The organism is Pseudomonas sp. R3.Fl (assembly GCF_023516765.1).
Lineage (GTDB): Bacteria > Pseudomonadota > Gammaproteobacteria > Pseudomonadales > Pseudomonadaceae > Pseudomonas > Pseudomonas citronellolis.
This window is the reverse complement of the sequence record NZ_JAMGSO010000001.1, coordinates 1874651-1893344: the sequence shown is the minus strand read 5'-3', so window position 1 is coordinate 1893344 and position 18694 is coordinate 1874651. Positions and strand designations below refer to the sequence as shown.

Here is an 18694-nt window from a genome sequence, read left to right as displayed (position 1 = left end):
TAAAATGGCACTTTGGCCGCATTGACCACGGTGCTGGCACTGAGGCGAAAAAGTGCTTTCCAGCTGTAACTTTTGATTTATATACTCGGGAGCGCGGTCGTCATTGGGGCGTTATTCGAATTGTCCATCCAGCGGCTAAGGCCCTGGACGGTCAACGCGGACAACCTTCCGCCTGTCGAGCCGTTGCAGTCCTCATTCCCGGGGGCCACCCAAAAATAATAGCGAGTTGGAGAGTGTGGTAATGGCTGATCGTGAGGTCGGAACCGTCAAGTGGTTCAATGACGCCAAGGGTTATGGATTCATTCAACGCGACAGCGGTCCGGACGTTTTCGTCCACTACCGCGCCATTCGTGGCGAAGGTCACCGCTCCCTGGTTGAAGGCCAGAAAGTGGAGTTCTCGGTGATCCAGGGTCAGAAAGGCCTGCAGGCGGAAGACGTCTCCAAGGTCTGAGCCCCCGAAGACAAAGGCCCGTCGCGAGACGGGCCTTCGTTTTCCAGCCGGCGCCTGGCACCCGGCTCTTCAGCAACGACGCCGCGCATCGCGCCAGCGTCGTTTTCGTGCTTCAGCCGGTTCGCCAGGTGATCTCGGCGACGCCCTCGGCGGTCACCTTCAGCCAGCGGTCGGCGTCTTCCTCGCCCTGTTCTTCGCTCCAGCTGCCCGGTGCGCAGCGCACCTCCACGCCCAGCGCGGCGTTGGCCGCCCTGGCGCAGGCCAGGTCGTCGTCCCAGGGCGTGGCGTCGCTGTCGATGAACAGGCTGTGCCACTTGCCCACCGCCTGCGGCAGCCAGGTCAGCGGGATCATCCCGTTCGGGCTGTCGGCCAGGCACTTGAAGGTCTCGCCCTGGCGCCGCCACTCGCTGCAGGGGCCCAGCGCCTCGGCCAGCCAGGCGCCGACGGCGGCCTGGTCGGCGTCCTTCAGGTAGATCTCGATATCCGGTTGGCGCATGGGCGTCCTCGTCAGGGTTTTTGGCGTTCCAGCCAATCGTAGCGCACCGCCACAGTGACCTCGAAGGGCTCGGCGAGGATGCGCTCGCGGCGCTGCGGGTTGACCCGCCAGCCGTGGGGCGTCATCGCCAGCAGGGTTTCGCGGGCTTCGCGGCTGTCCAGGGCCAGGCGGAAATTCAGGCTTTCCGTATGGGCCAGGGCCAGGCTTGGCGGCAGGTCGGCCAGGTGCTTGTCGTCGACGTACTCGCGCACCTCGTCGTACAGGCGCTGGCGCAGTTCCAGCAGGTGGTCGCGGCCCGGGCCCAGGCGCAGCACGCCGCCGCCGGGGGCCAGCAGGCGCGCGGCCTCGTTCCAGTCGATGGGGCTGAACACGCTGGCCAGCAATTGGCAACTGGCGTCTGCCAGCGGCACCCGGGCCATGCTGGCGACCATCCAGGTCAACTGCGGGGCGCGGCGGCAGGCGGCTTTCACCGCCTCGCGGGAGATGTCCAGGGCGTAGCCGTCGCTGGCGGGCAGGGCCTCGGCGAGCTGGGCCGTGTAGTAGCCCTCGCCGCAGCCGATGTCGAGCCAGCGCGCCGGCGCGCGTTCGGCGGCAAGCTCGGCCAGGCGCCGGGCCAGAGGGGCGTAGTGGCCGGCGCCGAGGAACTGGCGGCGGGCCTCGACCATGGCGGCGTTGTCGCCCGGGTCGCGGCTTTTCTTGTGCTGCACCGGCAGCAGGTTCAGGTAGCCCTGGCGCGCGCGGTCGAAACTGTGCCCGGCGGGGCACTTCACGCTGTTGTCGAGGTGTTCCAGCGGCGCCTGGCAGATCGGGCAGGTGAGCATCTCAGTCCTTGCGCTCCGTGCGCAGCGGGCTCAGCACGGTGAGCAGTGGCAGGCTGCGCTGGCGCAGGTTGAGCTGGTAGCTGCGCAGGGCGTAGCGCCGCTCCGGGGCCGGCACCGGCGGTGGGATGTCGGGTTGGGTGGCGGCCAAGCAGAAGCCTTTCTTCACGTCTTTCATGCCAGCAGCCGCACCAGGGTCTGGTAGTAGATTTCGCTCAGCAGGTCGAGGTCGCTGGCCAGCACCCGCTCGTTGACCTGGTGGATGGTGGCGTTGACCGGGCCCAGCTCGACCACCTGGGTGCCCAGGGTGGCGATGAAGCGCCCGTCCGAGGTGCCGCCGGAGGTCGAGGGGGTGGTCTGCCGGCCGGTGACCGCCTGGATGCTGGCGGCCACGGCGTCGAGCAGCTCGCCCGGCTCGGTGAGGAACGGCAGTCCGGACAGCGCCCAGTCGATGTGCCAGTCCAGGCCGTGCTTGTCGAGGATGGCGGCGACGCGCTGCTGCAGCCCCTCCGGGATGGATTCGGTGGAGAAGCGGAAGTTGAACACCACCACCAGCTCGCCGGGGATGACGTTGGTGGCGCCGGTGCCGCCGTTGATGTTGGAGATCTGGAAGCTGGTCGGCGGGAAGAAGGCGTTGCCGTCGTCCCAGTGCTCGGCGGCCAGTTCGGCCAGGGCCGGGGCGGCCAGGTGGATGGGGTTCTTCGCCAGGTGCGGGTAGGCCACGTGGCCCTGCACGCCACGCACCTTGAGGGTGGCGCCGAGGGAACCGCGGCGGCCGTTCTTGACCACGTCGCCGACCAGGGTGGTGCTCGACGGTTCGCCGACGATGCACCAGTCCAGGCGCTCGTTGCGCGCGCGCAGGCGCTCGACCACGGCCTTGGTGCCGTGCTGCGCCGGGCCTTCCTCGTCGCTGGTGATCAGGTAGGCGATGCTGCCGCGGTGGTCCGGGTGCTCGGCGACGAAGCGCTCGGTGGCGATGATCATCGCCGCCAGGCTGCCCTTCATGTCCGCTGCGCCGCGCCCACAGAGCATGCCGTCGGCGTCGATCAGGGCGTCGAACGGCTGGTGCTGCCAGGCCTGCTCGGGGCCGGTGGGGACCACGTCGGTGTGGCCGGCGAAGCACAGCACCGGGCCTTCGCCGCCGTCACGGCCGGCACGGCGGGCCCAGAAGTTGTCCACTTCTTCGATGCGCATCGGCTCCAGGTCGAAGCCGCAGGCGGCCAGGCGCTGCATCATCAGCTGCTGGCAGTCGGCATCGACGGGGGTGACGGAGGGCCGGCGGATCAGCTCGCAGGCGAGGGCCAGGGTCGGCGACAGGGACATGGGCAAGGCATCCAGGGTGAAACGGAAAAGGCGCACATCTTAAAGCAAAAGCGCGGGGACAGCGCGTCGTCTGGTCGCAGCGGTTTCCCTGGCAGGATGCGCGTAGGGGCGAAGAGTCCGTTCGCGAGCAAGCTCGCTCCTACGATGCCTCCGACTCCGGGCCCACCTGTAGGAGCGGGGTACGGGGGATGGCGTAGGAGCGGATCTCATCCGCGAAACGCGCCGGGGTGTCCGGCTATCGCGGACAAGGTCCGCTCCTACCGTATGAGCGAGCATGGCTTTTCGTAGGATGGTGTTGAGCGAAGCGATACCCATCGCCATGACCGCATGGGTATCGCCAAGGCTCAACCCATCCTACGAAAAGCGCCTGGCCGTTCAGCCCACCTGCTCGGAACCGCTCAGCGCTTCTTCCTCGCGCGGGCGCGGCAGCGAGGAGAGCAGGGCCATGATCAGCGCCGCCAGGTACGGCAGCGACTGCACCAGCAGCATCACCACCCAGAACATCAGGTCCGGGCTGGGCACGCCTTGCACCAGCACGATGCCGGCCGCGGCGCCCCACAGCAGGAGCATGATGAAGACTTCCTCGCGGGCCTCCGCCAGGGCCACCAGCAGGCCGTGGCTGGAGCGCATCTTCGGCGTGCGGAAGAACGGGATGGAGCGGGTGACGAAGCCGTACAGCACCGCCTTGGCGATGGTGTGCGACAGCGACAGCCCGGCCAGCGCGGCGAACAGCGCGTCGCGCAGGTTCACGCCCACGGTGCGGCGGTAGAGGAAGAGGATCTTGCCGACCTTGAAGGCGAACAGCGTCAGCGGCAGGATCGCGAAGATCAGCAGCGGCGGGTCGACGCGCTTGGGCACGATGATCATCGCCGCCGACCAGAGCAGCGCGCCGAGGGTGAAGAAGATGTTCATGCCGTCGGCGATCCACGGCAGCCAGCCGGCGACGAAGTGGTAGCGCTGGCCGCCGGTCAGCTTGCTGCCGTCCGGGCCGCGGCCGCGCAGCAGGGCGTCGGTGTGGCGCTTCATGATCTGGATGGCGCCATAGGCCCAGCGGAAGCGCTGCTTCTTGAAGTCGATGAAGGTGTCGGGCATCAGGCCCTTGCCGTAGCTGCGCTCGAAGTAGGCCGCCGAGAGGCCGCGCTCGAACACCCGCAGGCCCAGCTCGGCGTCTTCGGTGATACACCATTCGGCCCACTTCAGCTCGTCCAGCACCTGGCGCCGGACCATGGTCATGGTGCCGTGCTCGATGATCGCGTCGCGGTCGTTGCGGGTGACCATGCCGATGTGGAAGAAGCCCTTGTACTCGGCGTAGCACAGGCGCTTGAAGGCGCTCTCGTGCTGGTCGCGGTAGTCCTGCGGCGACTGCACCACGGCGATCTGCGGGTCGGCGAAGTGCGGCACCATGTGCTTGAGCCAGTCCGGCTCGACGCAGTAGTCGGAGTCGATCACCGCGATCACCTCGGCGTCGGGCGCGACGAACTGCAGTGCGTAGTTCAGCGCGCCGCCCTTGAAGCCGGCCAGGGGCGCCACGTGGAAGAAGCGGAAGCGCGGGCCGAGCAGTTCGCAGTGGGCCTGCACCGGCTCCCACACGGCCGGGTCCTTGGTGTTGTTGTCGATCACCAGGACCTCGAAGTCCGGGTAGTCGAGCCTGGCCAGGGCGTTCAGCGTCTCCTTGAGCATCTCCGGCGGCTCGTTGTAGCAGGGCACGTGGATGGAGACCTTGGGCCGGTAGGCGTCGGCCGCGGTGACCGGCAGGAACAGGCGGCGGCGCTTGCGCGTCCACACGGCCTCGGCCAGCTCGTGGGCCTCGGTGAACAGCACTATCACCACGCCCAGCGCGCCTATGCCCAGCAATACGCCGACGGTGATGCTGAACCAGGTGCTGTACTGCTGGCTGTAGTCGTAGCCGATCCACACCAGGATGGACGCGCAGACGAACGAGACCACGGCGAGGAAGGTCCGCCCGCGCTGGCGCAGGGCGCTGCTGTCGATCAGCAGCAGGGTGAAGGTGAGCAGCGCCAGCACCACCGAGGCGATGGCCAGCACGCGCCACTTGGGAATGGCTACCACCGGGCCCTGGAAGTTGAACTTCGGTTGGCGCGCGGCATTGAACACGCCCCAGTAGGCGCCCACCGAGCCTTCGTCGGTGTATTTCCACGGCTGGTCGAAGGCCTCGACCACGAAGTAGTTGTAGCCCTTCTTGTTCAGCGCGTTGGTCAGTTCGCGCAGGTAGATGGCCTGGTCGGCCTGGGTGGCGGTGGCGCCGCCGCGCATGCGGCCGTTGCTGGGCCAGCCGACCTCGGCCAGCAGCAGCGGCTTTTTCGGAAACTTCAGGCGCAGGTCGCGGGCACGGTCCAGGACGAACTGCACCGAATCCTGCATGGGTACGAATTCCCAGTAGGGCAGCACGTGGGCGGCGATCAGGTCGACGTGCAGGGCCAGCTCCGGGTACTTCTCATAGATGTGCCACTGCTCGGCGGTGGTCACCGGCACCTTCACCGCGGCGCGGACGCGGTCGAGGTAGCCGATCAGCTGGTCCTTGGTGACTTCGCGGCGGAACAGTGCCTCGTTGCCGACTATCACCCGCACCACGCTGCGCGAGCGGTTGGCGATCTCGATGCCGCGGGCGATCTCCGCCTCGTTCTCGGCCTCGTCGGCGCTGATCCAGATGCCCAGGCTGACGCGCATCCCGTACTCCTCGGCGAGGAAGGGGATGTCGGAAAGGCTGCCCTTGGTCGAGTAGGTGCGGATGTTCTCGGTCATCCGCGAGACCTGCTCCAGGTCCGAGCGGATCTGCTCGTCGCTGGGGAAGCGGCCGCTCTGCGGGCTCTGGTCCAGGCGGAAGGGCGAGAAGGAGAAGCCGGAGATGCTTTCCGGCCAGTCCGGCGCGCTCACCGGGCGGTTGTACAGGGCCCAGACGCCGGTGAGCAGGGCGGCCAGGGCGACCAGCACGACCAGGTTGAGGCCGAATTTGCGTGATGGCATGGAGCGATCGGGTTCCTGTCGGTGTTTCGGGGCCGGGAACGGGTCGGCGCGCATCCTACCCCGCACCCCCCTGGGTGTATAGCTCCCGTCCGGCGCTCCGGGGCCGGCGTAGAATGTCCCGGGTAGCCGGCGCCGGTCTTGCCGGGCGTCAATTCGGCCGGTCCTGGCGGCCGCCTTCCTATAGAATGCCGGGCGTTTTTTGCGGAGACACTGTGATGGTAGTGGACGATCAGCGTTTCGGTGGCATCGCCCGCCTGTACGGCACCCGGGGCCTGGAGCGCCTGGCCGCGGCCCACGTGGCGGTGGTCGGCATCGGCGGCGTCGGCTCCTGGGCGGCCGAGGCGCTGGCGCGCAGCGGCGTCGGCGAGATTTCCCTGTTCGACCTGGACGACGTCTGCGTGACCAACACCAACCGCCAGGTCCACGCCCTGGAAGGCGCCGTGGGCAAGCCCAAGGTGGCGGTGATGGCCGAGCGCATCCGCGCCATCAACCCGGCGTGCAAGGTCCACGCGGTGGCGGACTTCGTCACCCGCGAGAGCATGGCCGACTGCATCACCACTGACATGGACTTCGTCATCGACTGCATCGACAGCGTGCCGGCCAAGGCGGCGCTGATCGCCTGGTGCAAGCGGCGCAAGATCCAGATCGTCACCACCGGCGGCGCCGGTGGCCAGGTCGACCCGACGCAGGTGCAGGTGGCCGACCTGAACAAGACCTTCAACGACCCGCTGGCGGCCAAGGTGCGCTCGCTGCTGCGCCGCGACTACAACTTCTCGCGCACGCCGGGGCGGCATTACAGCGTGCCCTGCGTGTTCTCCACCGAGCAACTGCGCTACCCGAAGCCGGATGGCAGTGTGTGCCAGGCCAAGGGGTTCGTCGGGGAAGGGGTGAAGCTGGACTGCGCGGGTGGTTTCGGGGCGGTGATGATGGTTACGGCCACCTTTGGCATGGCTGCGGCGGCCAGGGCTGTGGATAAGTTGGTGGCGGGGGCGCGGCGGCCTTCGGAGCGTAGCGCGGCTGGAAATCCCTCTTAACGCGAACGGTGCTCACCTGTTATCGAGGTGTCTGCTGTTACTCCGCTCCCTCTCCCTAACCCTCTCCCTTCAGGGAGAGGGCTGGGGAGAGGGGGCGGACTTCGATATCGCTCCGGAGTTGAGCTTGACTCCGTTGCTCGCGAGCAAGCTCGCTCCTACGAAATGAGTTCGCGCATGCGTTGGAGCACCGCATTCAGGCCATTGCTGCGTGACGGGGACAGTTGACGACCCAGGCCTAGTTCGTTGAACCACTGCCCCAGGTCCAGTTGCGCCAGTTCCTCCCCCGGCAACCCCTGCACCCGCACCAACAGCAGCGCGATCAGCCCGCGCAGCAGGCGCGCGTCGCTGGTGGCGCGGAAGTGCCAGGCGCCATCGCGCTGTTCGGCCACCAGCCAGACCAGGCTTTCGCAGCCATGGATGCGGTTGGTTTCGCTGCGTTCCAACTCGTCCAGCGGCTCCAGCCTGTCGCCCCATTGCATCAGCAGGCGCGCGCGCTGTTCCCAGGAGGCTTGCCCGGCGAAGGCTTCCAGCGCCTGGCGGGCGGCTTCGGGCAGGCTCATCGCAGCAGTTCCAGGGCGCCGTCGAGGGCGCGGAAGAAGCGCTCCAGGTCGGCGCCGTCGTTGTACAGTCCCAGGGACACGCGGATGGCGCCGGGCAGGCCCAGGCGCTTGAGCAGCGGCATGGCACAGTGGTGCCCGGCGCGCACCGCCACGCCCTGTTCGGTGAGCAGGTGGGCGAGGTCGGCGCTGTGTACGTCCCGCACCACGAAGCTGGCCAGCGCCGCCTGGGGTTCGCCCAGCAGGCGCACGCCGTCGCGGGCGCGCAGCCCGGCCAGCAGTTGGGCGTGCAGCAGGGCCTCGTGGGCGGCCATTTCCGCGGCGTCCTGGCGGGCCAGCCAGTCGAGGCTGGCGCCCAGGCCGATCACTGCGCCTATGGCCGGAGTGCCGGCTTCGAAGCCCAGCGGCGCCGGGCGGAAGTGCGCGCTTTGGTAGTCGGCGTTCTGCACCATCTCGCCGCCGAACTGCCAGTGGCGCAGGCGCGCCAGCGCGTCCGCGCGGCCCCAGAGCAGGCCCAGGCCCTCGGGGCCGTAGAGCTTGTGGCTGGAGAACACGTAGAAGTCGCAGCCCAGGGCGGACAGGCTGTGCCGGCCATGGACCACGCCCTGGGCGCCGTCCACCACGCTCAGCGCGCCTTGCGCGCGGGCCAGGGCCAGCAGCTCCGGCAGTGGCTGCCAGGTGCCGAGCACGTTGGACAACTGGCTCACGGCGAGCAGGCGGGTGCTCGGGCCGATCAGCTGCCTGGCGGCCTCCAGGTCGATGACCCCGCGGTCGTCCAGCGGCAGCACCACCAGTTTCGCTCCGCGGCGCAGCGCCAGTTGCTGCCAGGGCAGCAGGTTGGCGTGGTGCTCCAGGGCGCTGATGGCGATCTCGTCGCCTTCGCCGAACAGCGGCTCCAGGCCGTAGGCCAGCAGGTTCAGGGCCTCGGTGGCGCCGTGGGTGAACACCAGTTGTTCCGGGCTGCCGGCGTCCAGCCATTGCGCCAGGCGTGTGCGCGTCGCCTCGAAGGCACGGGTGGCGCGTTCGCCGGGAAGGTGCTGGGCGCGATGGACGTTGGCCGCTCCGCTGGCGTAGTAGCCGGCCAGGGCGTCGAGCATGGCCTGGGGCTTCTGCGCGGTGGCGGCGCTGTCGAGGTAGGTCTGCTCCTCGGCTGCCAGCGCGGCGAGGGCAGGGAAGGCGGAACGCCAGGGGGAATGGAGAGCCATAAGCTGCAAGCCTCAAGCTGCAAGCCGAAGTGCCTTTTGCAGCTTAGGGCTTGCAGCTTGCCGCTACTCGTTTCAGTTATGCGCGTGCAGCGCTTCGTTCAGCTCGATGGCGGTCTTGTTGGTCTTGCACTCCACCGCACCGGTCTGCGAGTTGCGGCGGAACAGCAGGTCCGGCTGGCCGGCCAGGTCGCGGCCCTTGACCACCTTGACCAGGTTGTTCTGGTCGTCCAGCAGCGCCACCTTGGTGCCGGCGGTGACGTACAGGCCGGCTTCGACGATGTTGCGGTCGCCCAGCGGGATGCCGATGCCGGCGTTGGCGCCGATCAGGCAGCCTTCGCCGACGCTGATGACGATGTTGCCGCCGCCGGACAGGGTGCCCATGGTCGAGCAGCCGCCGCCCAGGTCCGAACCCTTGCCGACGAACACGCCGGCGGAGACGCGGCCTTCGATCATGCCCGGGCCTTGGGTGCCGGCGTTGAAGTTGACGAAGCCTTCGTGCATCACGGTGGTGCCTTCGCCGATGTAGGCGCCCAGGCGCACGCGGGCGGTGTCGGCGATGCGCACGCCGGCCGGGACCACGTAGTCGGTCATTTTCGGGAACTTGTCCACCGAGAAGACTTCCAGCAGCTTGCCCTTCAGGCGCGCTTCGAGTTGCAGCTCGGCCAGTTCGGCCAGGTCGATGGCGCCGATGTTGGTCCAGGCCACGTTCGGCAGCAGCGGGAAGATGCCCGACAGGTTGACGCCATGCGGCTTGACCAGGCGGTGCGAGAGCAGGTGCAGCTTCAGGTAGGCCTCGGGAGTGGAGGCGGGGGCGGCGTCTTCGGCCAGCAGGGTGGCGACCAGCGGCTTCTGGCTTTCGGCCAGGCGGTTGAGCAGGGCGGCCTGGACCGGGGCGATGGTCTTCAGCGCGTCGGCCAGTTGGTAGGCCTGCTGGTTGCTGAAGGCAATGGCCTGGTTGCCGTTCTCGTAACCGAGGATCGGCGCGACGGCGGCGACCAGCTCGGCGGCCGGGTTCAGCAGCGGTTGCGCGTAGAAGACTTCCAGCCAGGCGTCCTGGCGGTTCTGGGAGCCGACGCCGAAGGCCAGGCTGAAGAGGGATTGGGACATGTGTGGTTCCTCGAAAAAACGGTAAAAAAAGTATCAGGCCAGCGCGGCGGCGTAGGCGTCGGGCTTGAAGCCGACCAGGGTGCGGTCGCCAAGGTCCAGCACCGGACGCTTGATCATCGACGGCTGGGCGAGCATCAGCTCGATCGCGCGGGACTCGTCGAGGTCGGCTTTCTGCGCCTCGTCGAGCTTGCGGAAGGTGGTGCCGGCGCGGTTCAGGACCGTCTGCCAGCCATGCTCGGCGCACCATTGTTCAAGGTGCGCGCGGTCTATTCCGCTAGTCTTGTAGTCGTGGAAGGCATAGTCGACGCCGTGTTCCTCAAGCCAGGTGCGGGCTTTCTTCATGGTGTCGCAGGCCTTGATTCCATAGATGGTCCGCTGGGTCATGGGCGGCGCTCCTCGTCGTTCCTTTGGCAAGCGCGGGATTATGCCATTTTCCCGTGAACTTGCGGGGGCGGGGAGGGCGGGACGATTCTTTTGCGATTGCAATAGTCTATTGCTCGCCCGGGGGCTGATGGAGAGCGTCTCTGGATGTTCAAATGGAGCGCCGCGAACTGGCGACTGGGAGATCGTCGATGCAAACCGTTTATACCGTGCTCATCCTGCTGCTGGTGGTCGGGGGCACGCGCCTGCTGGCGCAACTGCTGCCCTTGCCGCTGCCGCTGATCCAGATCGCCTCGGGGGCGGTCCTGGCCTGGCCCAGCCTGGGGTTGCACGTGGCGCTGGACCCGGAGCTGTTCATGTTCCTGTTCATTCCGCCGCTGTTGTTCGCCGATGGCTGGCGCATGCCCAAGGGCGAGTTCTGGCAGATGCGCTGGCCGATCCTGACCATGGCCTTCGCCCTGGTGCTGTTCACCGTGGCTGGCGGTGGCGCCTTCATCCATCTGCTGATTCCCGAGATTCCCTGGGCCGCCGCCTTCGCCCTGGCTGCGGTGCTGTCGCCCACCGACGCCCTGGCGGTATCGGCGATCGCCCAGAACCGCCTGCCGCGGCGGCTGATGCACGTGCTGCAGGGCGAGGCGCTGATGAACGACGCCTCGGGCCTGGTGGCCTTCAAGTTCGCGGTGGCCGCGGCCATGACCGGCGCCTTCTCGCTGCTCGACGCCAGCCTGAGCTTCCTCCTGGTGGCGATTGGCGGCCTGGCCTGCGGCGTGGTGCTGAGCTGGCTGCTGGGGCGCATCCGCGCCTGGATGATCCGCCGCGGCTGGGACGACCCGGCCACCCACGTGGTGCTCATGCTGCTGTTGCCCTTCGCCGTCTACATGGTCGCCGAGGAGCTGGGCGTCTCCGGCATTCTCGCGGCGGTGGCGGCGGGCATGATGCAGAGCTGGACCGACCTGCTGCCGCGGCAGACCCATACCCGCGTGCTCAACCGCAGCGTCTGGTCGATGCTGGAGTTCGCCTTCAACGGCGTGGTGTTCCTGCTGCTGGGCCTGCAACTGCCGGACATCCTCAAGTCGGTGACGCACCACGCCGGCGACAGCCTGTGGCGTTCCTCGCAACTGCTGTTCTACGTGCTGGCGGTGTACGCCGTGCTGATCCTGCTGCGTTTCGCCTGGGTCTGGTGCTACTGGAAGCTGTCTCTGCGCTTCGAGCGCTGGTGGGGCATCGAGCTGGGCGGCAAGCCCGGCGAGCCGGTGCTGCGGCTGTCGGCGATCTCGGCGCTGGGCGGGGTGCGCGGGGCGGTGACACTGGCCGGCGTGCTGTCGGTGCCGCTGCTGCTGGGCAGCGGCGAGGCCTTCCCGCAGCGCGACCTGATCATCTTCATCGCCGCCGGGGTGATCCTGGTGTCGCTGCTGGCGGCCACCCTGGGCCTGCCGGCCTTGCTCAAGGGGCTGCCGGTGGCCAGCAACGACCAGTCCGAACTGGAGTACCGCTCGGTATGGCGGCGCACCGCGGTGGCGGCCATCCGCATGCTGGAGAAGGAGGAAATGCCGGCCGGCGAGAAGGTGGATGCCGAGGAGGCCGCGCGGCTGGCGGAGGTGAAGGCGCGGTTGATGGCCGAGTACCGCCAGCAGCTCGATCCGGCTCCGGACAGCGCCGAGGCGCGGGAGCGGGCGCGCAGCCTGGAACTGGCCGACCAGGCCCTGCGCATCAAGGCGCTGCGCACCCAGCGCCTGGAGCTGTATCAGCTGCGCCGGGAGAACCTGGTGGACGACGAGACCATGCGCAAGGTGCTCGGCGACCTGGACTCCCAGGAGGCCTGGCTGACCAGCAAGGCGGGGCGGTGGGTGTAGGGCCGCTACAGGCGGCTCTGAGGTTGACCACGGCGCGGGCTGTGGCCCAGGTGAGGCGGCGTATAACCGCGAACGGTTATACGCCCTACGTCGCGGGCGGGCCTGGTGTAGGGCGGATAACGTTCGACGTTATCCGCCGTTTGGCCTTGGCTACAGGCGGCTCCGGGTTTGATCTGGGCGTAGGAGGCTCTTCGTAGGAGCGAGGGGGACGCCTAGTCCTTGCTCGCGAACGAACCCCCCAGCGGAGTCTGTTCGCGAGCAAGCTCGCTCCTACAGGGGCGGGGAGGGCGTTACCTGGCCTGGACGAAACGCTTGATGCGTTCGGCCGCTTCCACGCATTCCGCCAGCGGGGCGACCAGGGCCATGCGCACTCGGTTGGCGCCGGGGTTCTCGCCGTTCACTTCGCGGGACAGATAGGAGCCCGGCACCACGGTGACGTGCTGCTGGTCGAACAGGCCACGGCAGAACTCGGTGTCGGCGATGGGCGTTTTCGCCCACAGGTAGAAGCTGCCGTCCGGGCGCTGCACGTCGAGCACGCCGGCGAGGATGTCCAGCACCGCGGCGAACTTCTCGCGGTACAGGTCGCGGTTGGCGCGCACGTGGTCTTCGTCCTGCCAGGCGGCGATGCTGGCCAGTTGGGTCTGCACCGGCATGGCGCAGCCGTGGTAGGTGCGGTACAGGAGGAATTTCTTCAGCACCTCGGCGTCGCCGGCGACGAAGCCCGAGCGCAGGCCCGGCAGGTTGGAGCGCTTGGACAGGCTGTGGAACACCACGCAGCGCTTGAAGTCCGAGCGGCCCAGTTCGACGCAGGCGCTGAGCAGGCCGGGCGGCGGGTTCTGCTCGTCGAAGTACAGCTCGCTGTAGCACTCGTCGGCGGCGATCAGGAAGTCGTGCTCGTCGGCCAGGGCGATCAGCTTCTTCAATTCGGCGAGGGGGACAAGCGCGCCGGTGGGGTTGCCCGGGGAGCAGAGGAAGAGGATCTGGCAGCGCTGCCAGACGTCCGCCGGCACCGCGTCGAAGTCCGGATTGAAGCCGTTCCCGGCGCGGCAGGCCAGGTAGTGCGGTTGCGCGCCGGCCAGCAAGGCCGCGCCTTCGTAGATCTGGTAGAAGGGGTTGGGGCTGATCACCAGGCCGTTCTTGCTGCGGTCCACTACCGCCTGGGTGAAGGCGAACAGCGCCTCGCGGGTGCCGTTCACCGGCAGCACGTGGCGGGCGGCGTCCAGCCAGCCTGCGGGGACGCCGAAGCGGCGCTCGCACCAGGCGGCGATGGTTTCGCGCAGCGCCGGCAGGCCCAGGGTAGTCGGGTACACCGCCAGTTGGTCGAGGCTGTCGGCCAGGGCCTTGGCGACGAATTCCGGCGAGCGGTGCTTGGGCTCGCCGATGGACAGCGCAATGTGCGGCAGCCCGGCCGGCGGCTGGGCGCCGGCGAGCAGGGCGCGGAGCTTCTCGAAGGGGTAGGGCTGGAGCAGGTCGAGGTCTGGGTTCATGTGAATCGCTCGTCAGATGCTGATGCGGACCGGAACGGTTTCCTGGCCGTTGGCCTGTGAAAGCTGCTCGACCAGGGCCGCCTGCAGTCGCTTGCACAGGTCCGGGTCGGAGAGTGGCTGGTTGTGCGCGTCGGTGACGTAGAACACGTCCTCCACGCGCTCGCCGAGGGTGGCGATCTTGGCGTTGCGCACCGACAGGTCGAAGTCCAGGAACAGCCCACCGATGCGCGCCAGCAGGCCCGGGCGGTCGGGGGCGATGACCTCGAGCACGCTGACCTGGCGCGAGGCGTCGGTGGAAATGGTCACCAGCGGCGCGAAGGCGAAGTGCTTGAGCTGCCGGGGCACGCGGCGCTGGATGATGTTCGGGTAGTCGTCGGGGTTCTTCAGCGCGTCCACCAGGCCCTGGCGGATTTCGGCGATGCGCTGGGGATTGTCGCCGATCGAGCCGCCATCGGCGTCGAGCACTATGTAGGTGTCGAGGGTGAACAGGCTGGTGGAGGTGATGATCCGCGCGTCCTGGATGTTCAGGTTGAGCTGGTCCATCGCCGCCACGGTCACGGCGAAGAAGTCGTGCTGGTCGGCGGCGTAGATGAAGATCTGCGTGCCGCCCTCGAACTCGCGCTGGGTGGTTTCCTTGATCAGCACCAGCGGCGTGCCGTCGTCCGGGTGCTGGAGGATGGCCTCGGTATGCCAGGCCACGTCGGCGGCGCTGTGGCGCAGGAAGTAGTCGTCGCCCAGCTGGCTCCAGAGCTGCTCGGCGTCGTCCTGGTCGATGCCGTCGCGGACCAGGATGTCGATGGCCGCGCTCTGCGTCTGGCGGATCTGCTCCTCGCGGTCCAGCGGGTTCTCCAGGCCGCGGCGCAGGGCGCGCTTGGTCTCGGTGTAGAGCTGGCGCAGCAGGCTGGCGCGCCAGGAGTTCCACAGGCTCGGGTTGGTGGCGTTGATGTCGGCCACGGTGAGCACGTAGAGGTAGTCCAGGCGCGTCTGGTCGCCGACCAACTGGGCGAAGTCGAAGATCACCTGCGGGTCGGAGAGGTCCTTGCGCTGCGCGGTGGTGGACATCACCAGGTGGTTCTGCACCAGCCAACTGACCAGTTGGGTGTCCCACTGCGGCAACTGGTGGCGCTGGCAGAACAGCTCGGCGTCCACCGCGCCCAGCTCGGAATGGTCGCCGCCACGGCCCTTGGCGATGTCGTGGTAGAGCCCGGCGAGGTAGATCAGCTCCGGCTTGGGCAGGCGCTCCATGATCTTGCTGGCCAGCGGGTACTTCTCGGCCATGTCCGGGCGCTGCAGCTTGCGCAGGTGCTTGATCAGGTTGAGGGTGTGGGCGTCCACCGTATAGATGTGGAACAGGTCGTGCTGCATCTGCCCGATGATCAGGCCGAACTCCGGCAGGTAGCGGCCGAGGATGCCGTAGCGGTTCATCCGCCGCAGGTTGCGATGGATGCCTTCGCGGCACTTGAACAGCTCGATGAACAGGCTGGTGTTGCGGATGTCGTGGCGGAAGTCGTCGTCGATCAGGTGCCGGCTGTCGCGCAGCAGGCGAATGGTGTCGGCGCGCACGCCCTTGATCGCCGGGTGCTGGGCCATCAGCACGAAGATTTCCAGGAGGGCGAAGGGGGTGCGCTTGAAGACGTTGGCGTTGGTCACCTCCAGGTAGCCGTCGCGGACCTGGAAGCGGCTGTTCAGCGGCGTCACCTGGCCGCCTTCGCCGGCGCGCAGGATGACTTCCTCGAAGTGCTGCATGATCAGGTCGTTCAGCTCGGAGACCGCCATCACCACCCGGTAGTACTTCTGCATGAAGCGCTCGACGGCCAGCTTGGCGTCGTTGTCCTGGTAGCCGAGCATCCCGGCGATGCGCCGCTGGTGGTCGAACAGCAGGCGGTCCTCGGCGCGCCCGGCGAGCATGTGCAGGGCGTAGCGGACCTTCCAGAGGAATTCCTGGCAGGAGGCCAGCACGCTGGACTCGCTTTCCACCAGGAAGCCTTCCTTGACCAGCGCGTGCAGGTTGAGGCTGCCGAAGTGGCGGCGGGCCACCCAGAGGATGGTCTGGATGTCGCGCAGCCCGCCGGGCGAGCCCTTCACGTTGGGCTCCAGGTTGTATTCGGTGTCGTTGTATTTTGTGTGGCGGTGGATCTGTTCCTTGCGCTTGGCAAGGAAGAACTGGCCGCTGGGCCACATCTGGCTGCTGGCCGTGGCTTCGAGCATGCGCTGGCGCAGGTGGTCGGGACCGGAGATGGTCCGGCACTCCATCAGGTTGGTCACCACCGTCAGGTCGGCGCGCGCTTCCTCGGCGCATTCGGCCACCGAGCGCACGCTCTGGCCGACTTCCAGGCCGATGTCCCAGAGCAGGGTGAGGAAGCCCTCGATGGGCTCGCGGAAGACCTCCTGGTCCTCGCTGTCGAGCAGCACCAGGATGTCGATGTCCGAGTGCGGGTGCAGCTCGCCGCGGCCGTAGCCGCCCACCGCCACCAGGGCGATGTCGGCGTCCTCGCACCAGGCGAAGCGCTGCCAGGCCTGCTGCAGGATCTGGTCGACGAACCAGGCGCGGTCCTCGATCAGCCGGCGGATGTCACGGCCGCCGTTGAAGCGCGCGTCCAGCACCTCGTTGGCCTGGCGGATGGCCTTCTTGAAGGCGGGGATGGGGCTGGATTTGAGGGCCAGTTCCGCCTGGAACTGCCCAGGGTCGAACAACTCGGGATCCACCTGCGGCATGGCGGCCTTCCTGATTCTGGGATGGGGGAGGGCAGGGGCAAGTCATCGTCCGGGCCTGGGGCGCGTGGCGCCAGGCCCGGCGAGGGTGCCGGGCCGGGATTTCTATGTTCTACCCAGCCGTCGGCGAGATTGCAAACGCCGCTTACGCGCCGATGCGCGGGAAGCTCTCGTCGTTGCGCAGGGTGAGGATTTCGTAGCCGTCGGCAGTCACCAGCACGGTGTGCTCCCACTGGGCGGAGAGCTTGCGGTCCTTGGTGATGGCGGTCCAGCCGTCGCCCAGCAGGCGGGTTTCCGGGCGGCCCTGGTTGATCATCGGCTCGATGGTGAAGATCATCCCTTCCTTGAGTTCCAGGCCGGTGCCGGCGCGGCCGTAGTGCAGCACCTGGGGCTCCTCGTGGAACACCTTGCCGATGCCGTGGCCGCAGTACTCGCGGACCACCGAGAAACCGTTCTTCTCGGCGTACTTCTGGATCACCTCGCCGATGTCGCCCAGGCGCGCGCCGGGCTTGACCACGGAAATGCCCTTGTACATGCATTCCTGGGTGATCTGGCACAGGCGGTCGGCCCACTCCGGGGTCTTGCCCACCAGGAACATCTTGCTGGTGTCGCCGTGGTAGCCGTCCTTGATGACGGTGATGTCGATGTTGACGATGTCGCCTTCCTTGAGCGGCTTCTCGTTGGGGATGCCGTGGCAGACGACGTGGTTGATCGAGGTGCAGATGGACTTGGGGAAGCCCTTGTAGTTCAGGGGCGCGGGGATGGCCTGCTGGACGTTGACTATATAGTCGTGGCAGATGCGGTCCAGTTCGTCGGTGGTGACCCCGGGCTTGACGTGCTCGCCGATCATTTCCAGCACCTCGGCGGCCAGGCGGCCGGCGATGCGCATTTTCTCGATGTCTTCGGGCGTCTTGATGGTGACGGTCATTGGGATTTCCTGGGGCGGACGGCAAAAGCGATAGCTTACCATTTTCACGGGCGGCAGGCTCTATGGGGCTGGAGGCTGGAGGCTGGAGGCTGGAGGCTGGAGGCTGGAGGCTGGAGGCTGGAGGCTGGAGGCTGGAGCGAGGAGTGCCTGCTCTTGTAGGAGCGAGCTTGCTCGCGAACGGGACTCGCGCCTACGCCGTTCGCGAGCAAGCTCGCTCCTACGAAAAGCGAAAAGCGAAAAGCGAAGAGCGAAGAGCGAAGAGCGAAGAGCGAAGAGCGAAGAGCGGCGGTGCGTCGATCGCCTGTCGTCCGGCTTCCAGCTTCTAGCCTCCAGCGGCTTTGTGTGATATAAAGCGCCCCGCTTTTGCAGGCTATGGCCTGCTCGAGCCTAACCCACACATGCATCGACACGATGACCTGGGTGCCTTCTCGCCACGTGCGGAGGGTTGGTCATTGGGATGCATGGAGGCCCAACCCGACTTATCGAGGAACTATCATGTCCCAAGTCAACATGCGCGATATGCTGAAGGCCGGTGTGCACTTCGGCCACCAGACCCGTTACTGGAACCCGAAAATGGGCAAGTTCATTTTCGGCGCGCGCAACAAGATCCACATCATCAACCTGGAAAAGACCCTGCCGCTGTTCAACGATGCCCTGACCTTCGTTGAGCGCCTGGCCTCGGGCAAGAACAAGATCCTGTTCGTCGGCACCAAGCGTTCCGCTGGCAAGATCGTTCGCGAAGAAGCCGCCCGTTGCGGCATGCCGTACGTCGACCACCGTTGGCTGGGCGGCATGCTCACCAACTACAAGACCATCCGTCAGTCGATCAAGCGCCTGCGCGAGCTGGAAACCCAGCAGCAGGACGGCACCTTCGACAAGCTGACCAAGAAAGAAGCCCTGATGCGCACCCGTGATCTGGAAAAACTGGATCGCAGCCTGGGCGGCATCAAGGACATGGGCGGCCTGCCGGACGCGCTGTTCGTGATCGACGTCGACCACGAGCGCATCGCCATCACCGAAGCCAACAAGCTGGGCATCCCGGTCATCGGCATCGTCGATACCAACAGCAGCCCGGACGGCGTCGACTACGTCATCCCCGGTAACGACGACGCCATCCGCGCCGTGCAACTCTACCTGGGTTCGATGGCCGAAGCCGTACTGCGCGGCCGTCAGAACGCCCAGGGCGGTGCCGACGAGTTCGTCGAAGAAGCGCCGGCCGAATCCGCCGAAGGCTGATTCCGGGACGTCCAGACGTCCAGCGGTGCGCAAAAAGGGGGCCTGGCCCCCTTTTTGCCACTCCCGAATTCCGCCCGGCCCGCCGGGCGATCTGGTTTTGAGAACCAACTCAAGAGGATTT

The 18694-nt window shown here is 67.3% G+C and carries 16 protein-coding genes; 4 read left to right on the top strand and 12 right to left on the bottom strand.

Annotated elements, in window-relative coordinates; translation table 11 throughout:
* Positions 1-241 precede the first annotated feature (241 nt).
* Complete coding sequence (locus M8R19_RS08030; RefSeq protein WP_003082372.1) at positions 242-451, top strand: cold-shock protein; 210 nt, start codon at positions 242-244, stop codon at positions 449-451.
* Positions 452-563: 112 nt separating this feature from the next.
* On the opposite strand, the gene M8R19_RS08025 is transcribed toward M8R19_RS08030, so the two are convergent.
* The 5 genes from M8R19_RS08025 to M8R19_RS08005 form a co-directional block, all read right to left on the bottom strand.
* On the bottom strand, positions 564-947 hold the full coding sequence (locus M8R19_RS08025; protein ID WP_116423019.1) for a hypothetical protein: 384 nt from the start codon (positions 945-947) through the stop codon (positions 564-566).
* 11 nt (positions 948-958) lie between these two features.
* Entirely contained in the window at positions 959-1768 is an 810-nt protein-coding gene (locus M8R19_RS08020; RefSeq protein WP_058490947.1) for a putative RNA methyltransferase, read from the bottom strand.
* Position 1769: 1 nt separating this feature from the next.
* Complete coding sequence (locus M8R19_RS08015) at positions 1770-1943, bottom strand: hypothetical protein (RefSeq protein WP_167858374.1); 174 nt, start codon at positions 1941-1943, stop codon at positions 1770-1772.
* On the bottom strand, positions 1940-3088 hold the full coding sequence (gene dapE / locus M8R19_RS08010; protein ID WP_074985284.1) for a succinyl-diaminopimelate desuccinylase: 1149 nt from the start codon (positions 3086-3088) through the stop codon (positions 1940-1942). The genes M8R19_RS08015 and dapE overlap by 4 nt, the downstream gene beginning before the upstream one ends.
* Positions 3089-3463: 375 nt before the next feature.
* Positions 3464-6073 (bottom strand): glycosyltransferase, encoded by a 2610-nt coding sequence (locus M8R19_RS08005; protein WP_249917496.1) that lies wholly within the window; start codon positions 6071-6073, stop codon positions 3464-3466.
* 215 nt (positions 6074-6288) lie between these two features.
* Between M8R19_RS08005 and tcdA the strand changes: the two genes are divergently transcribed.
* Positions 6289-7107: a tRNA cyclic N6-threonylcarbamoyladenosine(37) synthase TcdA gene (tcdA, locus tag M8R19_RS08000; RefSeq protein WP_249917495.1), complete on the top strand. Its 819-nt coding sequence runs from the start codon at positions 6289-6291 to the stop codon at positions 7105-7107.
* A gap of 155 nt (positions 7108-7262) precedes the next feature.
* Here the strand turns inward: tcdA and M8R19_RS07995 are convergent, their stop codons facing one another.
* The 4 genes from M8R19_RS07995 to M8R19_RS07980 all read right to left on the bottom strand — a co-directional run bounded on the left by M8R19_RS07995 (position 7263) and on the right by M8R19_RS07980 (position 10360).
* Complete coding sequence (locus M8R19_RS07995; protein ID WP_249917494.1) at positions 7263-7667, bottom strand: SufE family protein; 405 nt, start codon at positions 7665-7667, stop codon at positions 7263-7265.
* Positions 7664-8869 (bottom strand): aminotransferase class V-fold PLP-dependent enzyme, encoded by a 1206-nt coding sequence (locus tag M8R19_RS07990; RefSeq protein ID WP_249917493.1) that lies wholly within the window; start codon positions 8867-8869, stop codon positions 7664-7666. Before M8R19_RS07990 ends, M8R19_RS07995 begins: the two co-directional genes overlap by 4 nt.
* Before the next feature lie 72 nt (positions 8870-8941).
* A complete protein-coding gene (gene dapD / locus M8R19_RS07985; RefSeq protein ID WP_249917492.1) occupies positions 8942-9976 on the bottom strand; it encodes a 2,3,4,5-tetrahydropyridine-2,6-dicarboxylate N-succinyltransferase in 1035 nt (344 codons plus the stop codon).
* A gap of 33 nt (positions 9977-10009) precedes the next feature.
* Positions 10010-10360 (bottom strand): ArsC family reductase, encoded by a 351-nt coding sequence (locus M8R19_RS07980; protein WP_009616622.1) that lies wholly within the window; start codon positions 10358-10360, stop codon positions 10010-10012.
* A 188-nt stretch (positions 10361-10548) separates the two neighbouring features.
* On the opposite strand from M8R19_RS07980, the gene M8R19_RS07975 reads away from it, so the two are divergent.
* The gene (locus tag M8R19_RS07975; protein ID WP_074985299.1) at positions 10549-12210 is read left to right on the top strand and encodes a Na+/H+ antiporter; all 1662 of its coding nucleotides are present in this window, start codon (positions 10549-10551) and stop codon (positions 12208-12210) included.
* 290 nt (positions 12211-12500) lie between these two features.
* Here M8R19_RS07975 and dapC read toward each other — a convergent pair whose 3' ends face one another.
* From dapC to map, 3 genes are all read right to left on the bottom strand, one after another.
* Positions 12501-13697 (bottom strand): succinyldiaminopimelate transaminase, encoded by a 1197-nt coding sequence (gene dapC / locus M8R19_RS07970; RefSeq protein WP_074985301.1) that lies wholly within the window; start codon positions 13695-13697, stop codon positions 12501-12503.
* A 12-nt stretch (positions 13698-13709) separates the two neighbouring features.
* Complete coding sequence (locus M8R19_RS07965; protein ID WP_249917491.1) at positions 13710-16412, bottom strand: [protein-PII] uridylyltransferase; 2703 nt, start codon at positions 16410-16412, stop codon at positions 13710-13712.
* 142 nt (positions 16413-16554) lie between these two features.
* Entirely contained in the window at positions 16555-17337 is a 783-nt protein-coding gene (gene map, locus M8R19_RS07960; RefSeq protein ID WP_249917490.1) for a type I methionyl aminopeptidase, read from the bottom strand.
* A gap of 495 nt (positions 17338-17832) precedes the next feature.
* Here map and rpsB point away from each other — a divergent pair, with 495 nt between their 5' ends.
* Positions 17833-18573: a 30S ribosomal protein S2 gene (rpsB, locus tag M8R19_RS07955; protein WP_074985305.1), complete on the top strand. Its 741-nt coding sequence runs from the start codon at positions 17833-17835 to the stop codon at positions 18571-18573.
* Positions 18574-18694: the final 121 nt, after the last annotated feature.

Bases quoted from the DNA above. Each gene is read 5' to 3' on its own strand.
- M8R19_RS08030 (WP_003082372.1), top strand. From the start codon at position 242: ATGGCTGATCGTGAGGTCGGAACCGTCAAGTGGTTCAATGACGCCAAG.
- M8R19_RS08025 (WP_116423019.1), bottom strand. From the start codon at position 947: ATGCGCCAACCGGATATCGAGATCTACCTGAAGGACGCCGACCAGGCC.
- M8R19_RS08020 (WP_058490947.1), bottom strand. From the start codon at position 1,768: ATGCTCACCTGCCCGATCTGCCAGGCGCCGCTGGAACACCTCGACAAC.
- M8R19_RS08015 (WP_167858374.1), bottom strand. From the start codon at position 1,943: ATGAAAGACGTGAAGAAAGGCTTCTGCTTGGCCGCCACCCAACCCGAC.
- dapE (WP_074985284.1), bottom strand. From the start codon at position 3,088: ATGTCCCTGTCGCCGACCCTGGCCCTCGCCTGCGAGCTGATCCGCCGG.
- M8R19_RS08005 (WP_249917496.1), bottom strand. From the start codon at position 6,073: ATGCCATCACGCAAATTCGGCCTCAACCTGGTCGTGCTGGTCGCCCTG.
- tcdA (WP_249917495.1), top strand. From the start codon at position 6,289: ATGGTAGTGGACGATCAGCGTTTCGGTGGCATCGCCCGCCTGTACGGC.
- M8R19_RS07995 (WP_249917494.1), bottom strand. From the start codon at position 7,667: ATGAGCCTGCCCGAAGCCGCCCGCCAGGCGCTGGAAGCCTTCGCCGGG.
- M8R19_RS07990 (WP_249917493.1), bottom strand. From the start codon at position 8,869: ATGGCTCTCCATTCCCCCTGGCGTTCCGCCTTCCCTGCCCTCGCCGCG.
- dapD (WP_249917492.1), bottom strand. From the start codon at position 9,976: ATGTCCCAATCCCTCTTCAGCCTGGCCTTCGGCGTCGGCTCCCAGAAC.
- M8R19_RS07980 (WP_009616622.1), bottom strand. From the start codon at position 10,360: ATGACCCAGCGGACCATCTATGGAATCAAGGCCTGCGACACCATGAAG.
- M8R19_RS07975 (WP_074985299.1), top strand. From the start codon at position 10,549: ATGCAAACCGTTTATACCGTGCTCATCCTGCTGCTGGTGGTCGGGGGC.
- dapC (WP_074985301.1), bottom strand. From the start codon at position 13,697: ATGAACCCAGACCTCGACCTGCTCCAGCCCTACCCCTTCGAGAAGCTC.
- M8R19_RS07965 (WP_249917491.1), bottom strand. From the start codon at position 16,412: ATGCCGCAGGTGGATCCCGAGTTGTTCGACCCTGGGCAGTTCCAGGCG.
- map (WP_249917490.1), bottom strand. From the start codon at position 17,337: ATGACCGTCACCATCAAGACGCCCGAAGACATCGAGAAAATGCGCATC.
- rpsB (WP_074985305.1), top strand. From the start codon at position 17,833: ATGTCCCAAGTCAACATGCGCGATATGCTGAAGGCCGGTGTGCACTTC.